The sequence below is a fragment of the Kluyvera sp. genome (assembly GCF_047971185.1).
Classification (GTDB): domain Bacteria; phylum Pseudomonadota; class Gammaproteobacteria; order Enterobacterales; family Enterobacteriaceae; genus Kluyvera.
On record NZ_JBKDZH010000036.1, the window covers coordinates 17433 to 34213 of the forward strand.

General features: G+C 56.9%; 20 protein-coding genes. 2 read left to right on the forward strand and 18 right to left on the reverse strand.

The features are described 5' to 3' along the window. Positions 1 to 14 precede the first annotated feature (14 nt). From ACK5JN_RS10430 to ACK5JN_RS10490, 13 genes are all read right to left on the reverse strand, one after another. On the reverse strand, positions 15 to 680 hold the full coding sequence (locus ACK5JN_RS10430) for a hypothetical protein (RefSeq protein ID WP_416870113.1): 666 nt from the start codon (positions 678 to 680) through the stop codon (positions 15 to 17). After that, positions 673 to 1707, reverse strand: a complete 1035-nt coding sequence (gene parM, locus ACK5JN_RS10435) for a plasmid segregation protein ParM domain-containing protein (protein WP_416870173.1) — start codon at positions 1705 to 1707, stop codon at positions 673 to 675. The genes ACK5JN_RS10430 and parM overlap by 8 nt, the downstream gene beginning before the upstream one ends. 55 nt (positions 1708 to 1762) lie before the next feature. Continuing rightward, positions 1763 to 2560, reverse strand: coding sequence for a C40 family peptidase (locus ACK5JN_RS10440; protein WP_416870114.1), 798 nt, complete (start codon positions 2558 to 2560; stop codon positions 1763 to 1765). A gap of 14 nt (positions 2561 to 2574) precedes the next feature. Beyond that, a complete protein-coding gene (lafU, locus tag ACK5JN_RS10445) occupies positions 2575 to 3504 on the reverse strand; it encodes a putative lateral flagellar export/assembly protein LafU (RefSeq protein ID WP_416870115.1) in 930 nt (309 codons plus the stop codon). Then, the gene (gene motA, locus ACK5JN_RS10450) at positions 3504 to 4367 is read right to left on the reverse strand and encodes a flagellar motor stator protein MotA (protein ID WP_416870116.1); all 864 of its coding nucleotides are present in this window, start codon (positions 4365 to 4367) and stop codon (positions 3504 to 3506) included. Before motA ends, lafU begins: the two co-directional genes overlap by 1 nt. Before the next feature lie 7 nt (positions 4368 to 4374). Then, the gene (locus ACK5JN_RS10455) at positions 4375 to 5076 is read right to left on the reverse strand and encodes a FliA/WhiG family RNA polymerase sigma factor (RefSeq protein ID WP_416870117.1); all 702 of its coding nucleotides are present in this window, start codon (positions 5074 to 5076) and stop codon (positions 4375 to 4377) included. Between the two features lie 12 nt (positions 5077 to 5088). After that, positions 5089 to 5334, reverse strand: coding sequence for a flagellar basal body-associated FliL family protein (locus ACK5JN_RS10460; RefSeq protein ID WP_416870174.1), 246 nt, complete (start codon positions 5332 to 5334; stop codon positions 5089 to 5091). Beyond that, a complete protein-coding gene (locus ACK5JN_RS10465; protein ID WP_416870118.1) occupies positions 5285 to 5548 on the reverse strand; it encodes a hypothetical protein in 264 nt (87 codons plus the stop codon). The genes ACK5JN_RS10460 and ACK5JN_RS10465 overlap by 50 nt, the downstream gene beginning before the upstream one ends. A gap of 13 nt (positions 5549 to 5561) precedes the next feature. After that, positions 5562 to 6605, reverse strand: coding sequence for a flagellar hook-length control protein FliK (locus ACK5JN_RS10470; protein WP_416870119.1), 1044 nt, complete (start codon positions 6603 to 6605; stop codon positions 5562 to 5564). Continuing rightward, a complete protein-coding gene (locus ACK5JN_RS10475; RefSeq protein WP_416870120.1) occupies positions 6605 to 6910 on the reverse strand; it encodes a hypothetical protein in 306 nt (101 codons plus the stop codon). The genes ACK5JN_RS10470 and ACK5JN_RS10475 overlap by 1 nt, the downstream gene beginning before the upstream one ends. Next, entirely contained in the window at positions 6907 to 7299 is a 393-nt protein-coding gene (gene fliS, locus ACK5JN_RS10480) for a flagellar export chaperone FliS (protein ID WP_416870121.1), read from the reverse strand. The genes ACK5JN_RS10475 and fliS overlap by 4 nt, the downstream gene beginning before the upstream one ends. A 23-nt stretch (positions 7300 to 7322) precedes the next feature. Next, a complete protein-coding gene (fliD, locus tag ACK5JN_RS10485) occupies positions 7323 to 8651 on the reverse strand; it encodes a flagellar filament capping protein FliD (protein WP_416870122.1) in 1329 nt (442 codons plus the stop codon). Between the two features lie 204 nt (positions 8652 to 8855). Continuing rightward, on the reverse strand, positions 8856 to 9689 hold the full coding sequence (locus tag ACK5JN_RS10490; protein WP_416870123.1) for a flagellin: 834 nt from the start codon (positions 9687 to 9689) through the stop codon (positions 8856 to 8858). An 867-nt stretch (positions 9690 to 10556) separates the two neighbouring features. On the opposite strand from ACK5JN_RS10490, the gene ACK5JN_RS10495 reads away from it, so the two are divergent. Further along, the gene (locus tag ACK5JN_RS10495; RefSeq protein WP_416870124.1) at positions 10557 to 11495 is read left to right on the forward strand and encodes a winged helix-turn-helix domain-containing protein; all 939 of its coding nucleotides are present in this window, start codon (positions 10557 to 10559) and stop codon (positions 11493 to 11495) included. Further along, positions 11467 to 11943: a hypothetical protein gene (locus ACK5JN_RS10500; protein ID WP_416870125.1), complete on the forward strand. Its 477-nt coding sequence runs from the start codon at positions 11467 to 11469 to the stop codon at positions 11941 to 11943. The genes ACK5JN_RS10495 and ACK5JN_RS10500 overlap by 29 nt, the downstream gene beginning before the upstream one ends. Positions 11944 to 11968: 25 nt before the next feature. Here the strand turns inward: ACK5JN_RS10500 and ACK5JN_RS10505 are convergent, their stop codons facing one another. Genes ACK5JN_RS10505 through ACK5JN_RS10525 form a run of 5 tightly spaced genes read right to left on the reverse strand, consistent with a single transcriptional unit; the run spans position 11969 to position 16772 of the window. Further along, positions 11969 to 12979, reverse strand: a complete 1011-nt coding sequence (locus ACK5JN_RS10505) for a hypothetical protein (RefSeq protein WP_416870126.1) — start codon at positions 12977 to 12979, stop codon at positions 11969 to 11971. Positions 12980 to 12985: 6 nt separating this feature from the next. Continuing rightward, complete coding sequence (gene flgL / locus ACK5JN_RS10510; RefSeq protein WP_416870127.1) at positions 12986 to 13897, reverse strand: flagellar hook-associated protein FlgL; 912 nt, start codon at positions 13895 to 13897, stop codon at positions 12986 to 12988. A gap of 22 nt (positions 13898 to 13919) precedes the next feature. Continuing rightward, positions 13920 to 15287 carry a flagellar hook-associated protein FlgK gene (flgK, locus tag ACK5JN_RS10515; RefSeq protein WP_416870128.1) on the reverse strand — a complete coding sequence of 456 codons (1368 nt, stop codon included), beginning with the start codon at positions 15285 to 15287 and terminating at the stop codon, positions 13920 to 13922. Next, positions 15274 to 15681 (reverse strand): rod-binding protein, encoded by a 408-nt coding sequence (locus tag ACK5JN_RS10520; RefSeq protein WP_416870129.1) that lies wholly within the window; start codon positions 15679 to 15681, stop codon positions 15274 to 15276. Before ACK5JN_RS10520 ends, flgK begins: the two co-directional genes overlap by 14 nt. Next, the gene (locus ACK5JN_RS10525) at positions 15681 to 16772 is read right to left on the reverse strand and encodes a flagellar basal body P-ring protein FlgI (protein ID WP_416870130.1); all 1092 of its coding nucleotides are present in this window, start codon (positions 16770 to 16772) and stop codon (positions 15681 to 15683) included. Before ACK5JN_RS10525 ends, ACK5JN_RS10520 begins: the two co-directional genes overlap by 1 nt. Between the last annotated feature and the right edge of the window lie 9 nt (positions 16773 to 16781).

Consider the following 16781-nt stretch of genomic DNA (forward strand, 5'->3'; position numbering starts at 1 on the left):
GCCAGCCTCACCGCTTAAAAAATGCCTTTCTGGCGAATCTGCTGCATTTTTTGCGCCGGGGCGCCAAGGGTGCTCAGATCCACCTCTTCCGCCATGCCGTTTTTGCTGCTCTCGGCGGCGGGCGCGGCCGCGCGGCCGGACATCCGCAGCTGCTGGAGCAGCAGGTTTTGCTGATTAAGCAGGGTTTTCAGCTGTGCGACTTCGCTACGCAGCTGGCTCAGCTCCTCACGCGCCCCCTCATCCGGCGCGGCGGGCGCGGGCTGGCGCTGGAGCGCTTCAGACATCAGCGCGCGCATCTGTCGCAGCTGCTGCTTGCTGAAGTCGGCGCTCGGCGCGGCCTGCTCCACCGCAGGCGCGGCGGTCGGGCTGGCTGATATCGGCAGCAGCGAAGCGGCGGACAACTCGCCGCACAGCTCATCCAGCGTCAGCTTTTCCCGGCCCATCGATTCCGCAACGTGGCTACACAGCTGCGGGTTCAGCAGCTGCAGCTGCAACCCGGCCAGGTAGACGTTGCGGTGGAAGCGACGCATTTCCATATTGGCATCGCCAGGGTTGCTGCCCGCCTGGTTCAGCTCCTGATGCCACTTCTTCAGTTGCAGCATCGCGCGCAGGTCCGCGCGCGAGTGTTCCGGCGACAAATGCAGCGAGAGATTAACGCGGCGAATGTGCCTGTTACTCATCGTCACCCACCTCAGCCATGTGCGGTGCGGCGACGGTCTCAACGCTGGAGTCCGCGTGATACAGGCAGATCTCACGCGACAGCGCGCTCTGCGGGTTATCAATGGTGATCACGCGGTCGCCCAGGGTGGCGTAGGTTTCACGTACCGCTTTCTCAATCAGGTGCGCGCCGCCACCGACCAGGTAAACGCGGTTCGGGTTCTTGGCGAATTTCTTCGCTTCATAGGCCACCTGGTCGCCCAGCTCCTGAATTTTAATCTCCACGCGTTCGAGGATGTCGGCAATGCGCGATTCGTCGTTAATCACGCTCTTCACAAACTCCATATCGTGGCGACGCTTGATCAGCTCGTTGGCGACCAGGTAGCTGGAGTCGCTGTCGGCGGCGGCCAGCAGCTTACGGGTGGCGTCGGTCACCATCGCCACGCCAATTTCGTTATTGCCGTAAATGGCGGAAACATCGTCAAATTCACCGACGATCACCCCCATATCCAGCGTGGTGCCGCCGCAGTCGACCACCAGCGATTTGGTGAATTCGGTGACGTTGGAGTTCAGCAGGTGCGACAGCGCCGCCGGCAGGCTTTCCGGCATCACCTGAACGTCAACAATGCGGAACAGCTCGCCTTTGTTGAGGGTGATGTCGCGCATCAGGTTGCGGCGCTTGGCTTCGATGCGGCTTTCGTTGCGCTGGCAGTCGTCCGGGTTGTAGTACTGGGTAATCGGCAGCGTCACAATCACTTCCACGTCGCACGGCGTCATTCCGGTCAGCAGCAGGGCGTGGTGCACCGCCAGCAGGTTCAGGTCGTCATACTGGTAGTCGATGTGCGTGGTGGATAACGCTTTATCGGAAGTGGCGTCGTAGGTGTATTTGGTGGTACCGATGGTGTAGTTGTACACCGACTGGCCGCGCAGCAGCGCCGCGCTCTTCCAGTCTTTACGGAAGGAGTTCGGCGAGACCACGGTCTTCAGCGTGCCGTTCTCAATCCAGCTAATTTTTACGTTGGTAGAGCCATCATCAATGGCGAATTTCATACGGGTCATGGTCACGGCCTCACTTCAAAAGGTGTTTTAACGGCGTCACGGCGTCTTACAGAACGCGGCGTGCGCCAAGGTAATGTGATTGCCAGAAGTCATCAGACAGCTGGCTAATACGAATTTTTAACCCGGTACGCGGCGCTTCAATAAAGCGTCCGTCGCCGAGATACACGCCAACGTGATCCGCACCGGGACGCTGGTTAATGTTGAAAAAGACCAGGTCGCCTTTTTTCAGGCTGCTCTGGCGAACCGATTTCAAGCCGTTATCCCAGTACATGCCGTTGGCGGTGCGCGGCAGTTTGCGTTCCAGCACGTGGTTGAAGGCGTAGAACACCAGGCCGCTACAGTCGAAGCCGTCGGTCGGGCTGTTGCCGCCCCACAGGTAGGGTTTGCCGAGCTGGCTTTCGAGGCGATGGATAACCGTGCGCAGTCGGGCGTTGGTTTTCGGCGCCCGGCGCTTTGCGACGCTGACGGTATCGTCCTGCACTTCATCCCACAGCGCTTCCGAGCCGCCGAGGCTGCCCGGCTTCCAGCGCGCGTGCATCGCCAGCGTCTCGCGATTCTTAGCGCGCTCTGCCTGCTGCTTGACGATCTCCCGGCGCTTTTGCTCCGGGGTTGGCGGCACCACGGCATCGCGTTTTCTGGCCTTCGCCAACAGACGTTCGCGGTTTTGCTTGCGCTTTTGCGCTTCACTAACGGTTTTAGCCTCCGGCGCTTTCACCGGCTGCGGCTTTGCGCTGACGTAGCCAGGCAGCGTCAGCAACAGCAAAAAGAGGAAAAAAAGTTGTACCTGTCGGACAAAGGCCGACCGAACAGGTACAAAAGGGATGGTAAACGGGAAACTTTTCACAGCGTTACATCAGACTAAGGGTTATTGCTGAGCTTATCGGCCAGCGGTTTAATCACCTTCTCGCCGTGCTGACCAAAGAACTGGTACAGCGATTCACTGGCCGAATGGGTCAGGACCATAATTTCGATACGTCGGTTGGCCGAGCTGAGCGGGTGCTCCGGGTCCAGCAGCATCTGGTCGGCCATGCCGCTCACCTGCAGTATTTTGCTGCCATCCAGCCCGCTGCGGGTCAGCACCGAACGCGCCTGCATGGCACGCTCGCCGGAGAGGTTCCAGTTGTTGTACAGCACCTGGTCACGAAAGCGCGTGGCGTCGGTATGCCCGGTGATAATGACTTTGTTGTCGATCTTGTTCAGCTCCGGGGCGAATTCCGTCAGCAGACGTTTGAAGAACGGCGTCAGAATGGCGCTGCTGCGCTGGAACATCTCACGCTTCTGATCGTCAGTAATCAGAATACGCAGCCCCTGCGGCACAATTTCCATTTTCAGGTTGGCCTGCGCGTCATACGCCGAGGTGATCTTCATGATCGTGCGCGCCAGATCTTCAATTTCGCTTTTCGAGCGGGAATTCACGTCGCCCAGGCTCTCAGCGCCTTTCATCTGCTTCGCCAGCGCGGCGTCTTTCTGCGCCTGCTCTTTGAGCTGATCTTTGTGCTTCGCATGACGGGTATCCAGCAGCGCGATCTGCCCGTTTTTTCCCCCGTCCTGGTTCACCGGCGAGATGCCGTTGCCTTCAAAAATCGACTCGCCGTTGAGCAGCGAGACGATCTCTTTACGCTCTTCTTCCGTGACCGCGCCCATAATCCACAGCACCATAAACAGCGCCATCATCGCCAGCGTAAAGTCGGCAAAGGCCACCTTCCACGCGCCGCCATGAAAGGCATCATGACTTTTGCGCGAGGAACGTTTAATGATGGTGGTATGTTCTTTGTTGCGCCCGCGCATCAGGCTTCACCGATCATCTGGTTAACCCAACCGTCGAGCGTGGCGAAGGTCGGCTTGGTGTCCATCGGCAGCATTTTACGGCCCGCATCCACCGCCAGCAGAGTCGGCTTGCCGGCCACGTGGTTCACCAGCACGGTACGTACGCACTCCAGCACCGCCAGCTGTTTTTTGGTGCGCTGTTCCATGGCGTTCGCCACCGGATCCATTAAGCAGTAGCAGAAGAAAACGCCGAGGAAGGTGCCGACCAGCGCGGCAGCAACCTTCACGCCGATCACCGCGATTGAGCCATCGATCGACTGCATGGTGATGATGATCCCCAGTACCGCCGCGCAGATCCCGAAGCCCGGCATCGCCTCTGCGGTACGCTGCAGCGAGCGGGACGGCTGCAGCAGGTTCTCTTCCATCGCCACCAGCTCCTGCTCGAGGATGCCTTCCAGCTCGTGTTCGTTGATCTTGCCCATCGCCATCAGGCGGAAGTTATCGGAGATAAACGTCACCAGCGCTTTGTCGCGCAGCATCAGCGGATATTTCTGGAACAGCGGGCTGTTTTCCGGCGCTTCAATGTGCTCGTCCAGCACCTTCAGGCCGCCGTCCTGCACCAGCTCCAGCAGTTCGTACAGCAGCATCAGCAGCTGGCGCTGGTACTCGTTGGTGTATTCATTTTTGCGCATAATGCCGCGAAACTGGCGGTACATTTCCGCCAGCACGGCGCGGGGGTTGGCGAGCACCATCGCCCCAAGCCCGGCGCCCAGAATGATGATAATTTCACCCGGCTGCCAGAAAGAGGAGAGCTGGCCGCCGGACATAATAAAGCCGCCAACTACGCACCCCATGATGATTACGATACCGAAGAATTTCTGCATAAACCTTTCACTTCTGGAAAAAAGACTGAATTTTTTGGGCGATTTTTTTATTGAGCTGACAGACCCTGGCTTCGGTTAAATCGAGGACCAGAGCAATCTCTTTCAGGCTCATCTCATGCTGGTAATAAAGCGTCAGGATCAGCTGTTCACGCTCATCAAGCGCTGCCAGCGCGCTGCGTAGCGTCCGGCTGACGACGACTTCGTCCTCCAGCGGTCGGCTATCCAGCGCGCCGGCGTGAACGTCATTCCCTAACAGCTCATCCAGGCTCTCTATCGTTTTGGCGCAATCCAGCAATAAATATTCCTGGTACTCTTCCGCCGAGATCGACAGGTGGCGGTTAATATCCTCGAAGCTGGGCGTCCGCCCGAGTTGACGCGCAATTTCGCGGATACCGTCGTTCATTTTGTGCGTCTTCTGGCGCAGGCGGCGAGGACGCCAGTCCAGCAGGCGCAGTTCATCCAGCACCGCACCGCGTATGCGCTGCACGGCATAGGCGGCGAACTGTTCGTCCGGGTGGCCATAGCGGCGCAGCGACGTCAGCAGGCCCATCAAGGCGATCTGCTCCATATCTTCCCGGTCGATGACGCTGCTGGTCTGGTACGAGAGCTGTTTCACCACCCGGTTAACCAACGGCAGATACGCGCTAACGTAGCGCGCCTCGTCCGCCGGGGTCAGGGTGTCACTCGCAATAAAGTCCATCATTTCCATTGCGCGTATCTATTACTGGAAGACCATTTTGCTGATGATGACGTCCTCAAACGGGACGCTCATCTTCAGGCTGCTGAAGCGCTCGGCGTAGGCGGCCTGTAGCTTGTCGTGCATCACGTTGACGCTCATACCGCGCACTTCGTCATAATCGAGGTCAGAGAGCAGGCTGACCGTCGCACCGCGCACCGCCGGGATCATCTCCTGCGCTTTACGGGTGTTTTCCGGGCCATTGGTCGCCAGGTTCAGCTCCAGCAGCAGGTAACGCTTTGCCCTTCAGCGTGATCACCACGTTCTTGATCTCCACAAACTCCACGGAGTCTTTGGAAGAACTGGAGAACATCCCCGATAAGAAGCTGCTGCCGGTGGCTTCATCCATGCGCAGCAGATGGGTCCCCACCACCGTCATCCCGGCCGCCAGCATGGCGGTCACGAGCGCGATAATGAGGCCGAAAGAGAGAGTTTTTGCGTTCATAATGTTCTTTGTCTTAAACCGTCAGTAGTACCGAGTTATCGCGGCGGGAGTCCTGGGTAGCCGATGCCTCGGCCGCCAGCTCCGCGCCCGCCTGAATGGCGTTATGCTGCTCGGCGAAAGGTTGTCCTCTGCCCTGCTGCTGCCCCCCGGACTGGGAAGACACCTGCACGTTGACCTGAACAAAATTCTGCTCGGTCAGGCTCTGGCGGAGATCGTTGCTGGTTTGCTGCAAGGTGCGATAAACCTCGGCGTTGCTGGCGTTGATCTGCACCTGCACGCGGCCGTTGTCGACCTGCATCGAGATATCGATTTTGCCCATATCCGGCGGATCGAGTCGGATAGTGGCGTGCTGAATCTGCTGCTTCACCTGAACCTGCAGGCGGTCGCCGAGCGCGCTTTGCAGCTGCTCGCTCCAGCGGGAAGGTTCCGGGTCCATCTTCAGCGTGGTGGTGACCGGCGCGGCGGTGGCGGTTGTCGTTGAGGAAACGCTGTGACTGCTGTCCTGCATTGACATAGCCACCGGCGTGACGGGTGCCAGCGCCGCCGTCAGGGTTGGCGCGACCGGCTGAGTGCTGACCGGGGTTTCCGCAGCGGCGACGCTCGGCATCGCGACCGTCTGCTGCTGTAGTGACGGCGCAAGATTCATCGACAGCGCCTGTGTGGCCATCAGCGGCTGAGCATTAGCCATCAGCGCGTCATCGACGGGCTGCTGCGCGATGTTGCCGTAGCTGGCGGTTTGCACCGGCATCTGGCTGGTCATCAGCAGCGTTTCCAGCAGCTGTTGCTGCGAGTCGTCTTTCAACAACGCCCCGCTCAGCTGCTGGCTATCAGCGTCATCATCGTCGTCGTCCACGGAAACCGGCTGGGCGCTGACGGCCAGGTCGCTCGGGAGCGTCTGCCCGGCCATCATCGAATCAATCACGTTCAACAGCGCATCGCTGAAGGCGGTAGGCGTCTGCGCCGCGCCGTTCTCGCCCACCGGCCCGGCGATAGATTCGGCCTGCATCGGCAGGCCGAACCCGCTCAGCGCACCCTGTGAAAGGTTCAGAATATCCATCAGCGCATCCCCTCATCGTCCATAAACTGGGCGTAGGCCATTGCCCCTTCGCGGTTGCGCGCGGCGAGGTTCATTTTGGCGGCCAGCATATCGCTCTGCCCCTGGCAGTAATCGCGCGCCTGCTGGTGCACCTTTTTCAGCGCATCCAGCGCCTGGCGTTCCGCAGCATCCAGCTTTTTGCCCTGGATGGCGGTCAGCAGTTCGGCGATTTTCGCGTCGACGTTAACGACGGAAGGCCAGTTGTGATCTTCCGTCGCCTGACGTAGCGCCTGAGTCAGCGTTTGCATCGCGTGTTGCACACTCATGCCGCCTGACCCATTTTTTCCCAGCCGTCCTGCAGGTTGCCGAGGATCGTTTCCACTTCTTCGATCTGCTCAATGGAGAGGTTATTGCTGGCGTCGTACAGACGGTAAACGCAGTAGTCATAGAGATTCGCCAGGCTCAGCGCCAGTTCGCCGCCCTTATCAAAATCGAGCGAGCTGGTCAGCGCATTGAGGATGTCGATGCACTTGTTGATGCTCTGCGCCTTACGCTCGTAACGACGCGCCGCAATGTGGCTTTTGGCGCGTACCAGTTCATCCATCATGCCGCGAAACAGCATCAGCACCAGCTGGTGCGGGTTGGCCGCCGCCGCCTGAATCGCCAGATCGGATTGTTGATACAGGCCGTAGCCTTCCTGCTCATTACCGTACATTGGAGATGGGTTCCCTTAGAAAATTAGCTAAACAAACTCGTGGTGTTATTCATCTGCGTCATGAGCGACTGCAACTGCGTAAACTGCTTGAGGTAGCGGTTGTACGAAGACTCATAGCGCGTTTCCATTTTGGCGGTTTTGTTGTCGATATCGGTCTGCTGGCGGTCGAGGGTATCCTGACGCCCTTTCAGCAGGCCGGTGGTGGAGCTGAGGTATTTATCCAGCGTTTTATCCATCGCTTTAATCAGGCCGTCGTTGCCGTTAAAGAACTGCGCCACGGTCTGCGGGTCGTTTTTCAACTGCTCTTCCAGCTTGTCGGCGTCGAAGGAGAATTTGCCGTCTTTGTCGGCGGTGATGCCGAACTTGCTCATGTTCTGATCGCCGAAGGTACCGCGCAGCATGCTGCTGAGTTCGGTGCCTAATGTCGAAATACTGGCATCGCCGGCAAAAGCGCCGCGGTCGGTGCTGGAACTGCCGGTCGCCGTCAGGCCAGAGATGGTGTCGCGCAGCGTGTTGTAGGCATCGAGGAACGCCTGGACCTGGTTCTTGGTCTCGGTAACGTCGGTATCAATAGAGATAACCAGCGGTTTACCCGCTTCAGTGGTGCTGGTCAGCTTAATGGAGACGCCGTCGACCAGGTCATCAAGGTTGTTGGAGCTGCTGTAATATTTTGTATCGGAGTCACCCAGGGTAAAGATGGCGTCCTTACCTTCGGTAATATTTTCCGGCTTGTCGAACATCTCCGCCCCGCCGGTCATCCCGCTGGTATCCATCTGGATGTCATACTTCGCGCCGCTCTGATCGCTGTTAAAAATCAGCGTCACTTCACCGTTGACGCGCATCATCGAGGCGGTGATGCCGTTCTGCCCGGTGGTGGCGGTGGTCGAGCTAGAGGCGCTCGGGAAATCCGTTTTGTTTACCGCCGCCGCAAAGTCGGAAATGCTGTTGAGATCGTCCATCTCGATCTCAATCTCTTCGCCGTCGAGGGTAATTTTCAGCGTACCGGTGGCGTTCTTCACCGATTCGTCAGTCAGCCCTTCAAACGACTTCTGCTGGGCGGTCGCCAGCTGGGTGACGTTCAGGCTGTAGGTCCCTTTACGCGCGCTGGCGCTGGCGGTGATGGTGGCGATACCTTCCTGGTTCATGGTCGCGACGTTCTTCAACACGCTGGCGGAACTGGAGTTCAACGCCGTGATGGAGGTGCGGAAGGTGGTTAACGCCGTGCGCAGTGAATCCAGCGCTTTAGTCTGTGACTGTAAGGTAGACGTCTGCTTGGTGATTGAGTTTTGCAGCGCAAGAATGTCATAGCCTGCCAGCTGGGTGGCCAGTGTATTCGGGTCAAAATCAGACATAGTAGGTTCTCCAGGCACGCAAGCCACGATCGATATGTAATTGATTTAGCAACTATCGCGCCAACTTTTAAATTGTTATTTATCAATGAATTAAATAATGGCAGGAACAGGTATTTCCGCATTTTCCGGCAGGGGGAAGGAGGGGCCGGATACAAAAACACCGCCATACAGCGGTGTTTTTTTCCTGCAATAATCCGTGAAGGATTAACCCAGCAGAGAGGTCACCATGCTGGACATGCTGTTGGAGGTTTTCAGCATGGACATGCTGGTCTGTACCAGCAGCTGGTTACGGGTCATGGAAGACGCTTCGGTCGCGTAATCAGCATCCTGGATGTTGCTCAGCGCCAGGTCAGTGTTGTCCTTCATGTTCGCCAGGTTAGCCGCGGTGTGGCCCAGACGGTTGATGTTCGCACCCAGAGCGGAACGCATAGAACCGACGTTGGCGATAGCTGCTTCCAGACCAGAGATGGTTGCCTGGGATTTATCGAAATCGCTTACGTCAATCGACAGGCCGCCAGATACGTCGATTTTAGACAGCTGGCCGGAAACGTCGACCGTCAGTTTCTCATCGGTGGAAGAACCGATCTGGAAGTTCATTTTGTCAGCCAGTTTGCCGGAATCACCAAACAGGTTGTCGCCCGCATATTTGGTGTTGTCCATAATGTTGTTGAGTTCGCTTTTCAGCTCAGTCATTTCCGCACCGATCGCCGTACGATCGTCAGCGCTGTTGGTGTCGTTCGCTGCCTGGGTTGCCAGGTCTTTCATGCGGTACATGATGTTGCTGACTTCATCGAACGCGCCTTCCGCGGTCTGCAGCATCGCAGTTGCGTCAGAGATGTTACGCTGTGCAACGGTCATACCGTTGGTCTGGCCCTGCAGACGGGTAGCAATCTGCAGACCTGCCGCATCGTCAGCCGCAGAGTTAATACGCTTACCGGTACCCAGACGTTCCATCGCGGTGGACAGCAGGTTGTTGGATTTGTTCAGAGCATTGGTGGATGCCATGGAAGAAGCGCTGGTAAAGATAGAGAGAGACATAGTGATTCCTTTTTTCGTCTGGTGATTCAGATGTTGTAATAAATCAAGACGACACGACAGGAACAAACATTAAATCGCTAAGTAAAAAATTCCCGTTATTTTAGCCAGAATAACGATTAACATAATGATTTTTATGTAGTTTTAATTTTTTAATCGTCGAATTATTTTTCCAATAACGGCTCAGGTGTTGCGCAAACGGCATAGAGAAGAGATATAAATGCTCTTTTTTTGTACAGGGCTAGCACAATTTCAGGAAATTTCTATTTTATTTTTACGGCTGACTATTCTTTACATTCTGATTATTTAATTAGTAACATTAATTCTTACCCTATTATTACTAAACCATATCTCGTATCTTCGATATATAAAATAAAATCTGATTTAAAGCGACGCGAAATAAAGAAAAATTAAATCAAATTACATGTTTTTTATCTTACGCCCCGGAAATAATACACATCATCATTTAGATCACATCAATAACACACCTAATTCACCGAGCGATCACTAAATTAACATAAGTTTTATTTAACGATGACTGTTAACTTCTTGCAAAATCAGCCTCATCTATGCCACCACTATTGCTAAAAAGCCTGTTGCGCATCACAGTTTTATCGCGTAAAAAGAGCGCAGGAAAGAATGATTCCTTCCCGTTGAGGCGTATTACAGACAAAAACGTTTCCGTTATCGCATGACATTTCTACCTCAACGGAAGAACAGGACATCCACTTTTTTATTCTCCCGCAGGCACGCGGCATTCATTAAGAATTCTAAATGGAGTTATCAACTCAATCAGATAATCGCTGAGGTCTTCAGGTACCCGCACGCTTATCACGATATTACTGGGGTGGTTGAATCCATAACGTATAAATGAATAGACGCTATTGCTCCGTAAACAACTGGCTGGTTGACGTCGCCTCAGGTTCGATTCTCCATTTAACCACCGGAGAACGAAAACGCCTGGGGGAGTACCAGCTCAAGCTGCTGGATATCCTGGTGCAAGACGCAGGGAAAATCTTCACCCGTGAAGAGTTAACCAACCTGGTCTGGGAACGTCGGGTCATCGGCAATAACAGCCTGCCGAACGCCATCCACGCGCTGCGTACCGCGCTGGAAGATGACGGCAAAAAGCAGCGAATCATTAAAACCATTCCACGCAAAGGCTACCTGCTTGAGGCCGAATACTGCTGCGTGGTAGAGAAAGACGAAGACGAGGTTAACGACCCGGAAGAGGTGCTTGCCGAACAGGAAGAGAGCCTGCCGGGGTCGGAAGAAACTGAGGTTGTGCCGGACGTTGCCGGCAAAGCGGTTGACGATGCGCCTGTTGCGGAGCCCCTTCCCACCGCCGCTGCGCCAAAGAAGCGCCGCTTTACCCCGCTCGCGTTTATCCTGGTGATGCTGCTTACCGTCGGCGCGACGGCGGGCATCTGCTGGCAGCTGTTTGGCGGATGCGCAGAACGCCTGGTGGCGCGTGAAATCCAGCCCGGCGTGTATAGCAATATTCATATCTACGCGGTAGAAGCAACGGGGGATCCGGCCTATATGTCCGCCAACCTCTACGGCAAACTGAAAGACTCGCTGTACTCGTTAAACCAGCAGATCAAAATGCAGTCCACCACGATGAACGTGTACTTCCACAGCAATAACTCATCGATGAACTACAGCTTTATGCTGAGCAACAAGTGCGACAAAAAGCAGCTATCGATGGCGATTTACCACTGGCGTACCGATACGGTGCAGCTGAATAACCTTATCCTGCGAGAGACCCGGAGAAAGCTCAATGAATTGGCGACATGCAAAGCAAATTAATCTGCTGCTGGTGCTGATATTCGTGCTGTCGGCGCTGGGCGGGCTGGCGGCCTTCAAGCTGATACCCTCGGCCTCTTCTGCGCTGCCCAAAGGCCCGGTGACCGGCGGCTTCCAGATGGGCTTTTACGATCTGATGTCGCAGCGGAAAGAGATTTACGACGTCAATCTGCAAACCGTACGCAACGTCCTGATGGCGAACATCACCAACCCGGATGACAACCGTTTTGTGCTGAAAGGGAAGTTTACCCCCACACAGACAAAGCAGGGGCGGGTTTACTTTAACCTGACGCCGATTTTCTACAGTTCGGAGCAAAAAGGGTTGATGATTGAAGGGCTTGTCGATCAGCTGATGTACTCAAACTACTGGATGGAGCCGATCTCATTAAGCAACCATTCGCTGGTTGTGGGGCAAAATGGTTCGATTTTCCTGTACCCGATGCCGAAATAGCGCCATCTACCTGATGGCGCTGCGCTTATCCCAGTAAATTTTTCACCGTGGCCAGATGCACGTTGGCCTGCGTACCCAGCGCCTGCGACAGCGTGCTGTAGCTCTTGCCGCTGCGCGCCAGCGCGTCGCCCAGACCGCGCGCGGTCTCCAGCGCCTGCTGCGGGCTGTAGACCGTCGCCATGTCGTTGATGCGCGAGCTGACCCGCTCCTGCTGCTGACGCAGCCGGCTACGCTGGCTGGTAATGTGGTCGAGGGTGGTTTGCAGCTTTATCTGCCCTTCACGCTCCCGACGCGTCGACAGCGCCAGCACCTCATCGCTGCTGGCATTCTCCGCCTGCGGGGCCAGTAGCGTAAAAGCATCAGCGGGATAATGTTTCCCCTCACCGCGCACGGTCAGCTGCTGGCTCACGCGCTCCCAGCGGCTTTCATCCACGCTGAAGGTCAGCTGCCCGCTGCCCGCCTGCACCGCGTGAATCCCCAACCGGCCTAATCCTACGTTCAGTTTAGTGAGCGTCTGGCGCGGCGTTGCCTCTTCCGGCAGCGCCACGGCGACCATCTCACGCTGGCGGCCGCCGAGCGAGAAGACCAGCGTTTCACCGCCCGGTTGGCTCAGCAATTTCTCGCTGCCCGGCAGGGTAAAATTCACCGTACTTTTCTGCTCGAGCGACGCCGTCAGATGACGGTCGACCGTACCGCCGGAAAGCTGCGTACGGCGCGCGAGGTGCTTTTGCAGCGCCTGGGTTTGCGCGCTGGCGTCACCGCCGCGAACCGAGGACTGGCGCAGCTGAAGCAGCTGGGTTTCGGTTTTCGCCAGATAGCTGTCGGCCTGCTGCACTGCGGTCAGCTGCTGATTCAGCTGCACGTTATAGCGCATCGGGCGACGCGAAAGCAGCGCCGCTTCCGGGAACGCGCTGCGGTTCGAGACGGCGTCAGGGGCGTTAACCCGCCCGACGCTCTGCGGTGCGCCAATGGTACCGCGCCCGGCGCTGGCCGGGGCGGAGGTGGTTAACGAGGCTGTTTTTAAACCAACTTGCATAACAAATTACAACATACTGAAGAGATTAAGCTGACTGACCATGCTGTAGGCCTTATTGGTGATCTGCATCGAGGTCATGTACAGCTGTAAATTGATGGTGGTGGTCGCGGAGTCTGCCGAGTTGAGGTCGGTTTCAACCAGCGAGTTCGACAGGCTCACATCGGTGTGCGCGTCGTCCAGCAACGTCAGGCGATTCTGACGGCCACCGAGATCGGTAAACAGCGCACCTAAGCTATCGCTGGTGGTCTGGGTCATGTCGATCATCGCGGAGATGTCGTCCTGATAATCCGCATAGTTCAGATTCGGATCCTGCATCTTCTCGCTGAGTTCTTTCAGCTTGTTCAGCATCTCAAGATCGTCCCCTGAACCGGAGAATGCCTGCACTACGTTGGTATTCTCGGTTATCGCCACGCCGTTTGCCACAATAGTTTCACGCGAGTTGGTGTTGCCGCCAAACACGTACTGGCTACCGTCCCATTCCACCGCTTTACTATCGGTTTTGGTACCGGAGAACAGGTAACTACCGCTCTCATTCTTGCTGTTCATCGATGCCACCAGCGAGTCCAGCATCGACCCCAACTCCGCGCCGTAGCCCGCTAAATCTTTCTGGCTCAGGGTGCTGTTGTTGGCCAGCTTGAGCTTATCGCTCACCGCCAGCACCTGGTTACTCATCGCCGTAATATGCGACTCCTGCACCGACAGCTTGCCGCTCAGGCTGGTGATGTTGCTTTGGTACTGTTTAATTGCCGACTGTTCACGGTTCAGCTGCACCAGGCGGCTGGCCGTGACCGGATCGTCCGACGGTACGTTAACCCGCTTTTGCGTCGACAGCTGTTCCATCAGCTTGGAGACGCGGCTGCTGTTGGCGCCAAGCTGCGCCAGCATCGCGTTTGAGTTATGAAGACCACTAATACGCATCGCTTAATACTCCTGGTGACGCTTAAAAAATGCCCAGCAAATCGCTGAAGACCTGGTTTCCGGCAGCAATCACTTTCATGTTCGCCTGGTAGGACTGCATGTAAATTTGCAGGTTAATCGCCTCTTCGTCCTGGTTAACCGCGCTCAGGTTATCCCGCTGCTCCTGCGCCTGCTCGCTGACGGAGACCGCCGCGTCCATTTCCGTTTTACTCTGCTTACTGGCAATACCAATCGTGGAGATAATCGCCGCGGCCCCTTCGTTCAGGCTCATATTGCCCAGACCAGGAATGTCGGTTTTCTGGTTTTTCAGCTCGATCAGCAGGTTCAGGTTATCGCCGTTGCCCGGTTCGTCAGGATCGCCGGACAAGGCCAGCTCTTCCGGCGCGAGATCGTTAACCTGCAGCATGCCCGCCGGGTTGGACAGATCGAAGGTGAAGAGCGGTTTCCCTTCATCGCCGTTCAGGTCATAGCCTTTCGCCAGCTGACCGTTGAACATGTCCGCTACCGCCTGCGCCATCCCCTGAATAGCGTCGCCCATCTGCTTGAGCGTCCCCACTTCATAATCGTACAGCGCGCCCAGCTGACCGCCGGCGGACGGATTAAGGGAAAACTCGCTGGTTGAGAACTTCAGAGTCAGCGTCGAGTTGCCGTTGCCGTCGGTACCTACGCTCAACTGCCCGGCAGTTTTACCGCTGACTAACGGCTGGCCGTTGCTCAGCGAAACGGTATAACCGCTGCTGTCATCGCTAACCTTAACCTCCGCCAGCGAACTGAGCTGCTTCACCAGCTCGTCGCGCGCGTCGCGGAGCGTGCTGCTGTTGCCACCGGTGGCGTCCATCTCAACAATTTTCTTGTTGTAGTCGGCAATACCGCCACTCAGGGTGTTGATCTGATCGACCATCGCCCCGCGCTGAGTGGTAATGGAGTCTTTCTGGCTGGTGACAAAGTTGTTCATGCTGTTGAAGCGGGTTGCCAGCGTCTTCGCCTGGTTCAACAGCTGCTGACGCCGCGCCTGCGACTCGGGCTCCTGAGTCAACTCGCTTAAGGCGCTGACAAAATCATCAAGCCCGGTACCGATGCTGGTTGAGTCGGTACCGATCACCTTCTCCAGCGCGCTGATGTACTGGTTGCCCATGCTGTAGTAATTGGACTTGGTGTTGGTCTGCCACACCTGATTCACCAGATACTGACTGGAGATACGGCGGATGCTATCTACCTGCACGCCGCTGCCCGGCGAAATCCCGGCTTCACCCATCGGGCCGATAGCGCTCTGGATGATGCCCTGACGGCTGTAGCCGGAGGTCAGGTAGTTGGCCGTATTCATCGACGTTACGTTCATGCCCAGCTGGGCCGCCTGCAGACCGCTGAAGGCGATATTAATCATACTCATGGCTTACTCCTGCCCTTCGGGTCACGGGAACGACGGGCGTTTTAAGTTCTTGCGGTTGTCCATTTAAAGCGGCCGCTTCCGCTTCATTCTTAAGTGGCGCCGCCGTCTGAGGTGACAGCTGGTTGATGATCATCTGCGCGATGCCGGTGCTGCGCTGCGACGCCAGCTCGGAGGCCATCCGATCATCATAAAAATCACGCATCATGCGCTGCTGTTTGCTGTTGAACGGGTTATCTTCCCCCAGCACATCCGACGCTTTACGCATCTGCGACAGCATCGATTTCAGCATCAGCGCCTCAAACTGCTCGGCGGCCTGCTCCAGGTTCTGCGCCTTGACTTGCCCGGTAATATCGCCGGGCAGTACGGTCGTTTGTCGGTTAATCGCGTTCAGCATTACATCACCACCAGTTCAGCATCCAGCGCGCCTGCTTCGTGCAGCGCCTGCAGAATCGCCATGGTGTCATCCGGCGCGGCGCCCAGGCTGTTTAAGGTATTCACAATGCTGCGCAGGCTGGTGCCGGCGGCGATGGTCACCATCTGGCCGCGACCGCGGTCGACGTTGACGCTGCTCTCCGGCGTCACCACCGTCTGGCCCTGGCCGAAGGCGTTCGGCTGGCTGACGTTCGACGACTCGCGGATGGTGACGGTCAGGTTGCCGTGGGAAACCGCCGCAGCGCGAACAATCACGCCGTCGCCAATCACCACCGTACCGGTGCGGGCGTTAAACACCACGCGCGGCGGCTGTTTACCGGCGTTAATCTGCACGTCTTCCAGCGCCGACATAAAGGCCACGCGCGCGCCTGCGCCCATCGGCGCACGTACCGCCACGTTGGTCGCGCTCTGCGCCGTGGCCGTTCCCGCGCCAAAGGCGTTGTTCAGCGCCACGGCAACGGTGTTGGCGGTTTTGAAACTGGGGCGTTTGAGGTTGAGCATCACCATCGGTTCCTGCTGGAAATCGCTAGCGATTTCACGCTCGACGGAGCCGCCGTTCGGCACACGGCCGACGGTTGGCGTGTTGATGGTCACGCTTGAGCCGCTGTTGCCTTCGGCCTTCACGCCGCCAACCACTACGTTGCCCTGCGCCAGGGCGTAAACTTCACCGTCGGCGCCGCGTAGTTGAGTCAGCAGCAGCGTACCGCCGCGCAGGCTTTTGGCGTCACCAATCGACGAAACGGTGACGTCAATGCTTTGCCCAAGGGAGTAGCCCGGCGGCAGCGTGGCGCTGATCGCCACCGCCGCCACGTTCTTGACCTTCGGGTCGATTTTGGCCGGCAACTGCACGCCAAACTGGCGCAGCATATTGGTGACCGATTGGCTGGTGAACTTCACCTGGTTTTTATCGCCGGTCCCGTCAAGGCCAACCACCAGGCTGTAGCCAATCAGCTGGTTGCCACGCCCCCCCTGAATATCCACCACGTCGCGCAGCGGCTGGGCCACGGCGGACGCGCTGAAAAGGCACAGGAAAAAGAGAATCCGTTTAAGCATCTTCGGCTC

Excerpts from the sequence above, each read along its gene's own strand:
- ACK5JN_RS10430 (WP_416870113.1), bottom strand. The coding sequence starts at position 680 with ATGAGTAACAGGCACATTCGCCGCGTTAATCTCTCGCTGCATTTGTCG.
- motA (WP_416870116.1), bottom strand. The coding sequence starts at position 4,367 with ATGCAGAAATTCTTCGGTATCGTAATCATCATGGGGTGCGTAGTTGGC.
- ACK5JN_RS10455 (WP_416870117.1), bottom strand. The coding sequence starts at position 5,076 with ATGGAAATGATGGACTTTATTGCGAGTGACACCCTGACCCCGGCGGAC.
- ACK5JN_RS10490 (WP_416870123.1), bottom strand. The coding sequence starts at position 9,689 with ATGTCTCTCTCTATCTTTACCAGCGCTTCTTCCATGGCATCCACCAAT.
- lafU (WP_416870115.1), bottom strand. The coding sequence starts at position 3,504 with ATGCGCGGGCGCAACAAAGAACATACCACCATCATTAAACGTTCCTCG.
- ACK5JN_RS10465 (WP_416870118.1), bottom strand. The coding sequence starts at position 5,548 with ATGAACGCAAAAACTCTCTCTTTCGGCCTCATTATCGCGCTCGTGACC.
- fliS (WP_416870121.1), bottom strand. The coding sequence starts at position 7,299 with ATGTACGGTAATGAGCAGGAAGGCTACGGCCTGTATCAACAATCCGAT.
- ACK5JN_RS10470 (WP_416870119.1), bottom strand. The coding sequence starts at position 6,605 with ATGGATATTCTGAACCTTTCACAGGGTGCGCTGAGCGGGTTCGGCCTG.
- ACK5JN_RS10475 (WP_416870120.1), bottom strand. The coding sequence starts at position 6,910 with ATGAGTGTGCAACACGCGATGCAAACGCTGACTCAGGCGCTACGTCAG.
- parM (WP_416870173.1), bottom strand. The coding sequence starts at position 1,707 with ATGAAATTCGCCATTGATGATGGCTCTACCAACGTAAAAATTAGCTGG.
- ACK5JN_RS10500 (WP_416870125.1), top strand. The coding sequence starts at position 11,467 with ATGAATTGGCGACATGCAAAGCAAATTAATCTGCTGCTGGTGCTGATA.
- flgK (WP_416870128.1), bottom strand. The coding sequence starts at position 15,287 with ATGAGTATGATTAATATCGCCTTCAGCGGTCTGCAGGCGGCCCAGCTG.
- fliD (WP_416870122.1), bottom strand. The coding sequence starts at position 8,651 with ATGTCTGATTTTGACCCGAATACACTGGCCACCCAGCTGGCAGGCTAT.
- ACK5JN_RS10495 (WP_416870124.1), top strand. The coding sequence starts at position 10,557 with ATGAATAGACGCTATTGCTCCGTAAACAACTGGCTGGTTGACGTCGCC.
- ACK5JN_RS10520 (WP_416870129.1), bottom strand. The coding sequence starts at position 15,681 with ATGCTGAACGCGATTAACCGACAAACGACCGTACTGCCCGGCGATATT.
- flgL (WP_416870127.1), bottom strand. The coding sequence starts at position 13,897 with ATGCGTATTAGTGGTCTTCATAACTCAAACGCGATGCTGGCGCAGCTT.
- ACK5JN_RS10505 (WP_416870126.1), bottom strand. The coding sequence starts at position 12,979 with ATGCAAGTTGGTTTAAAAACAGCCTCGTTAACCACCTCCGCCCCGGCC.
- ACK5JN_RS10525 (WP_416870130.1), bottom strand. The coding sequence starts at position 16,772 with ATGCTTAAACGGATTCTCTTTTTCCTGTGCCTTTTCAGCGCGTCCGCC.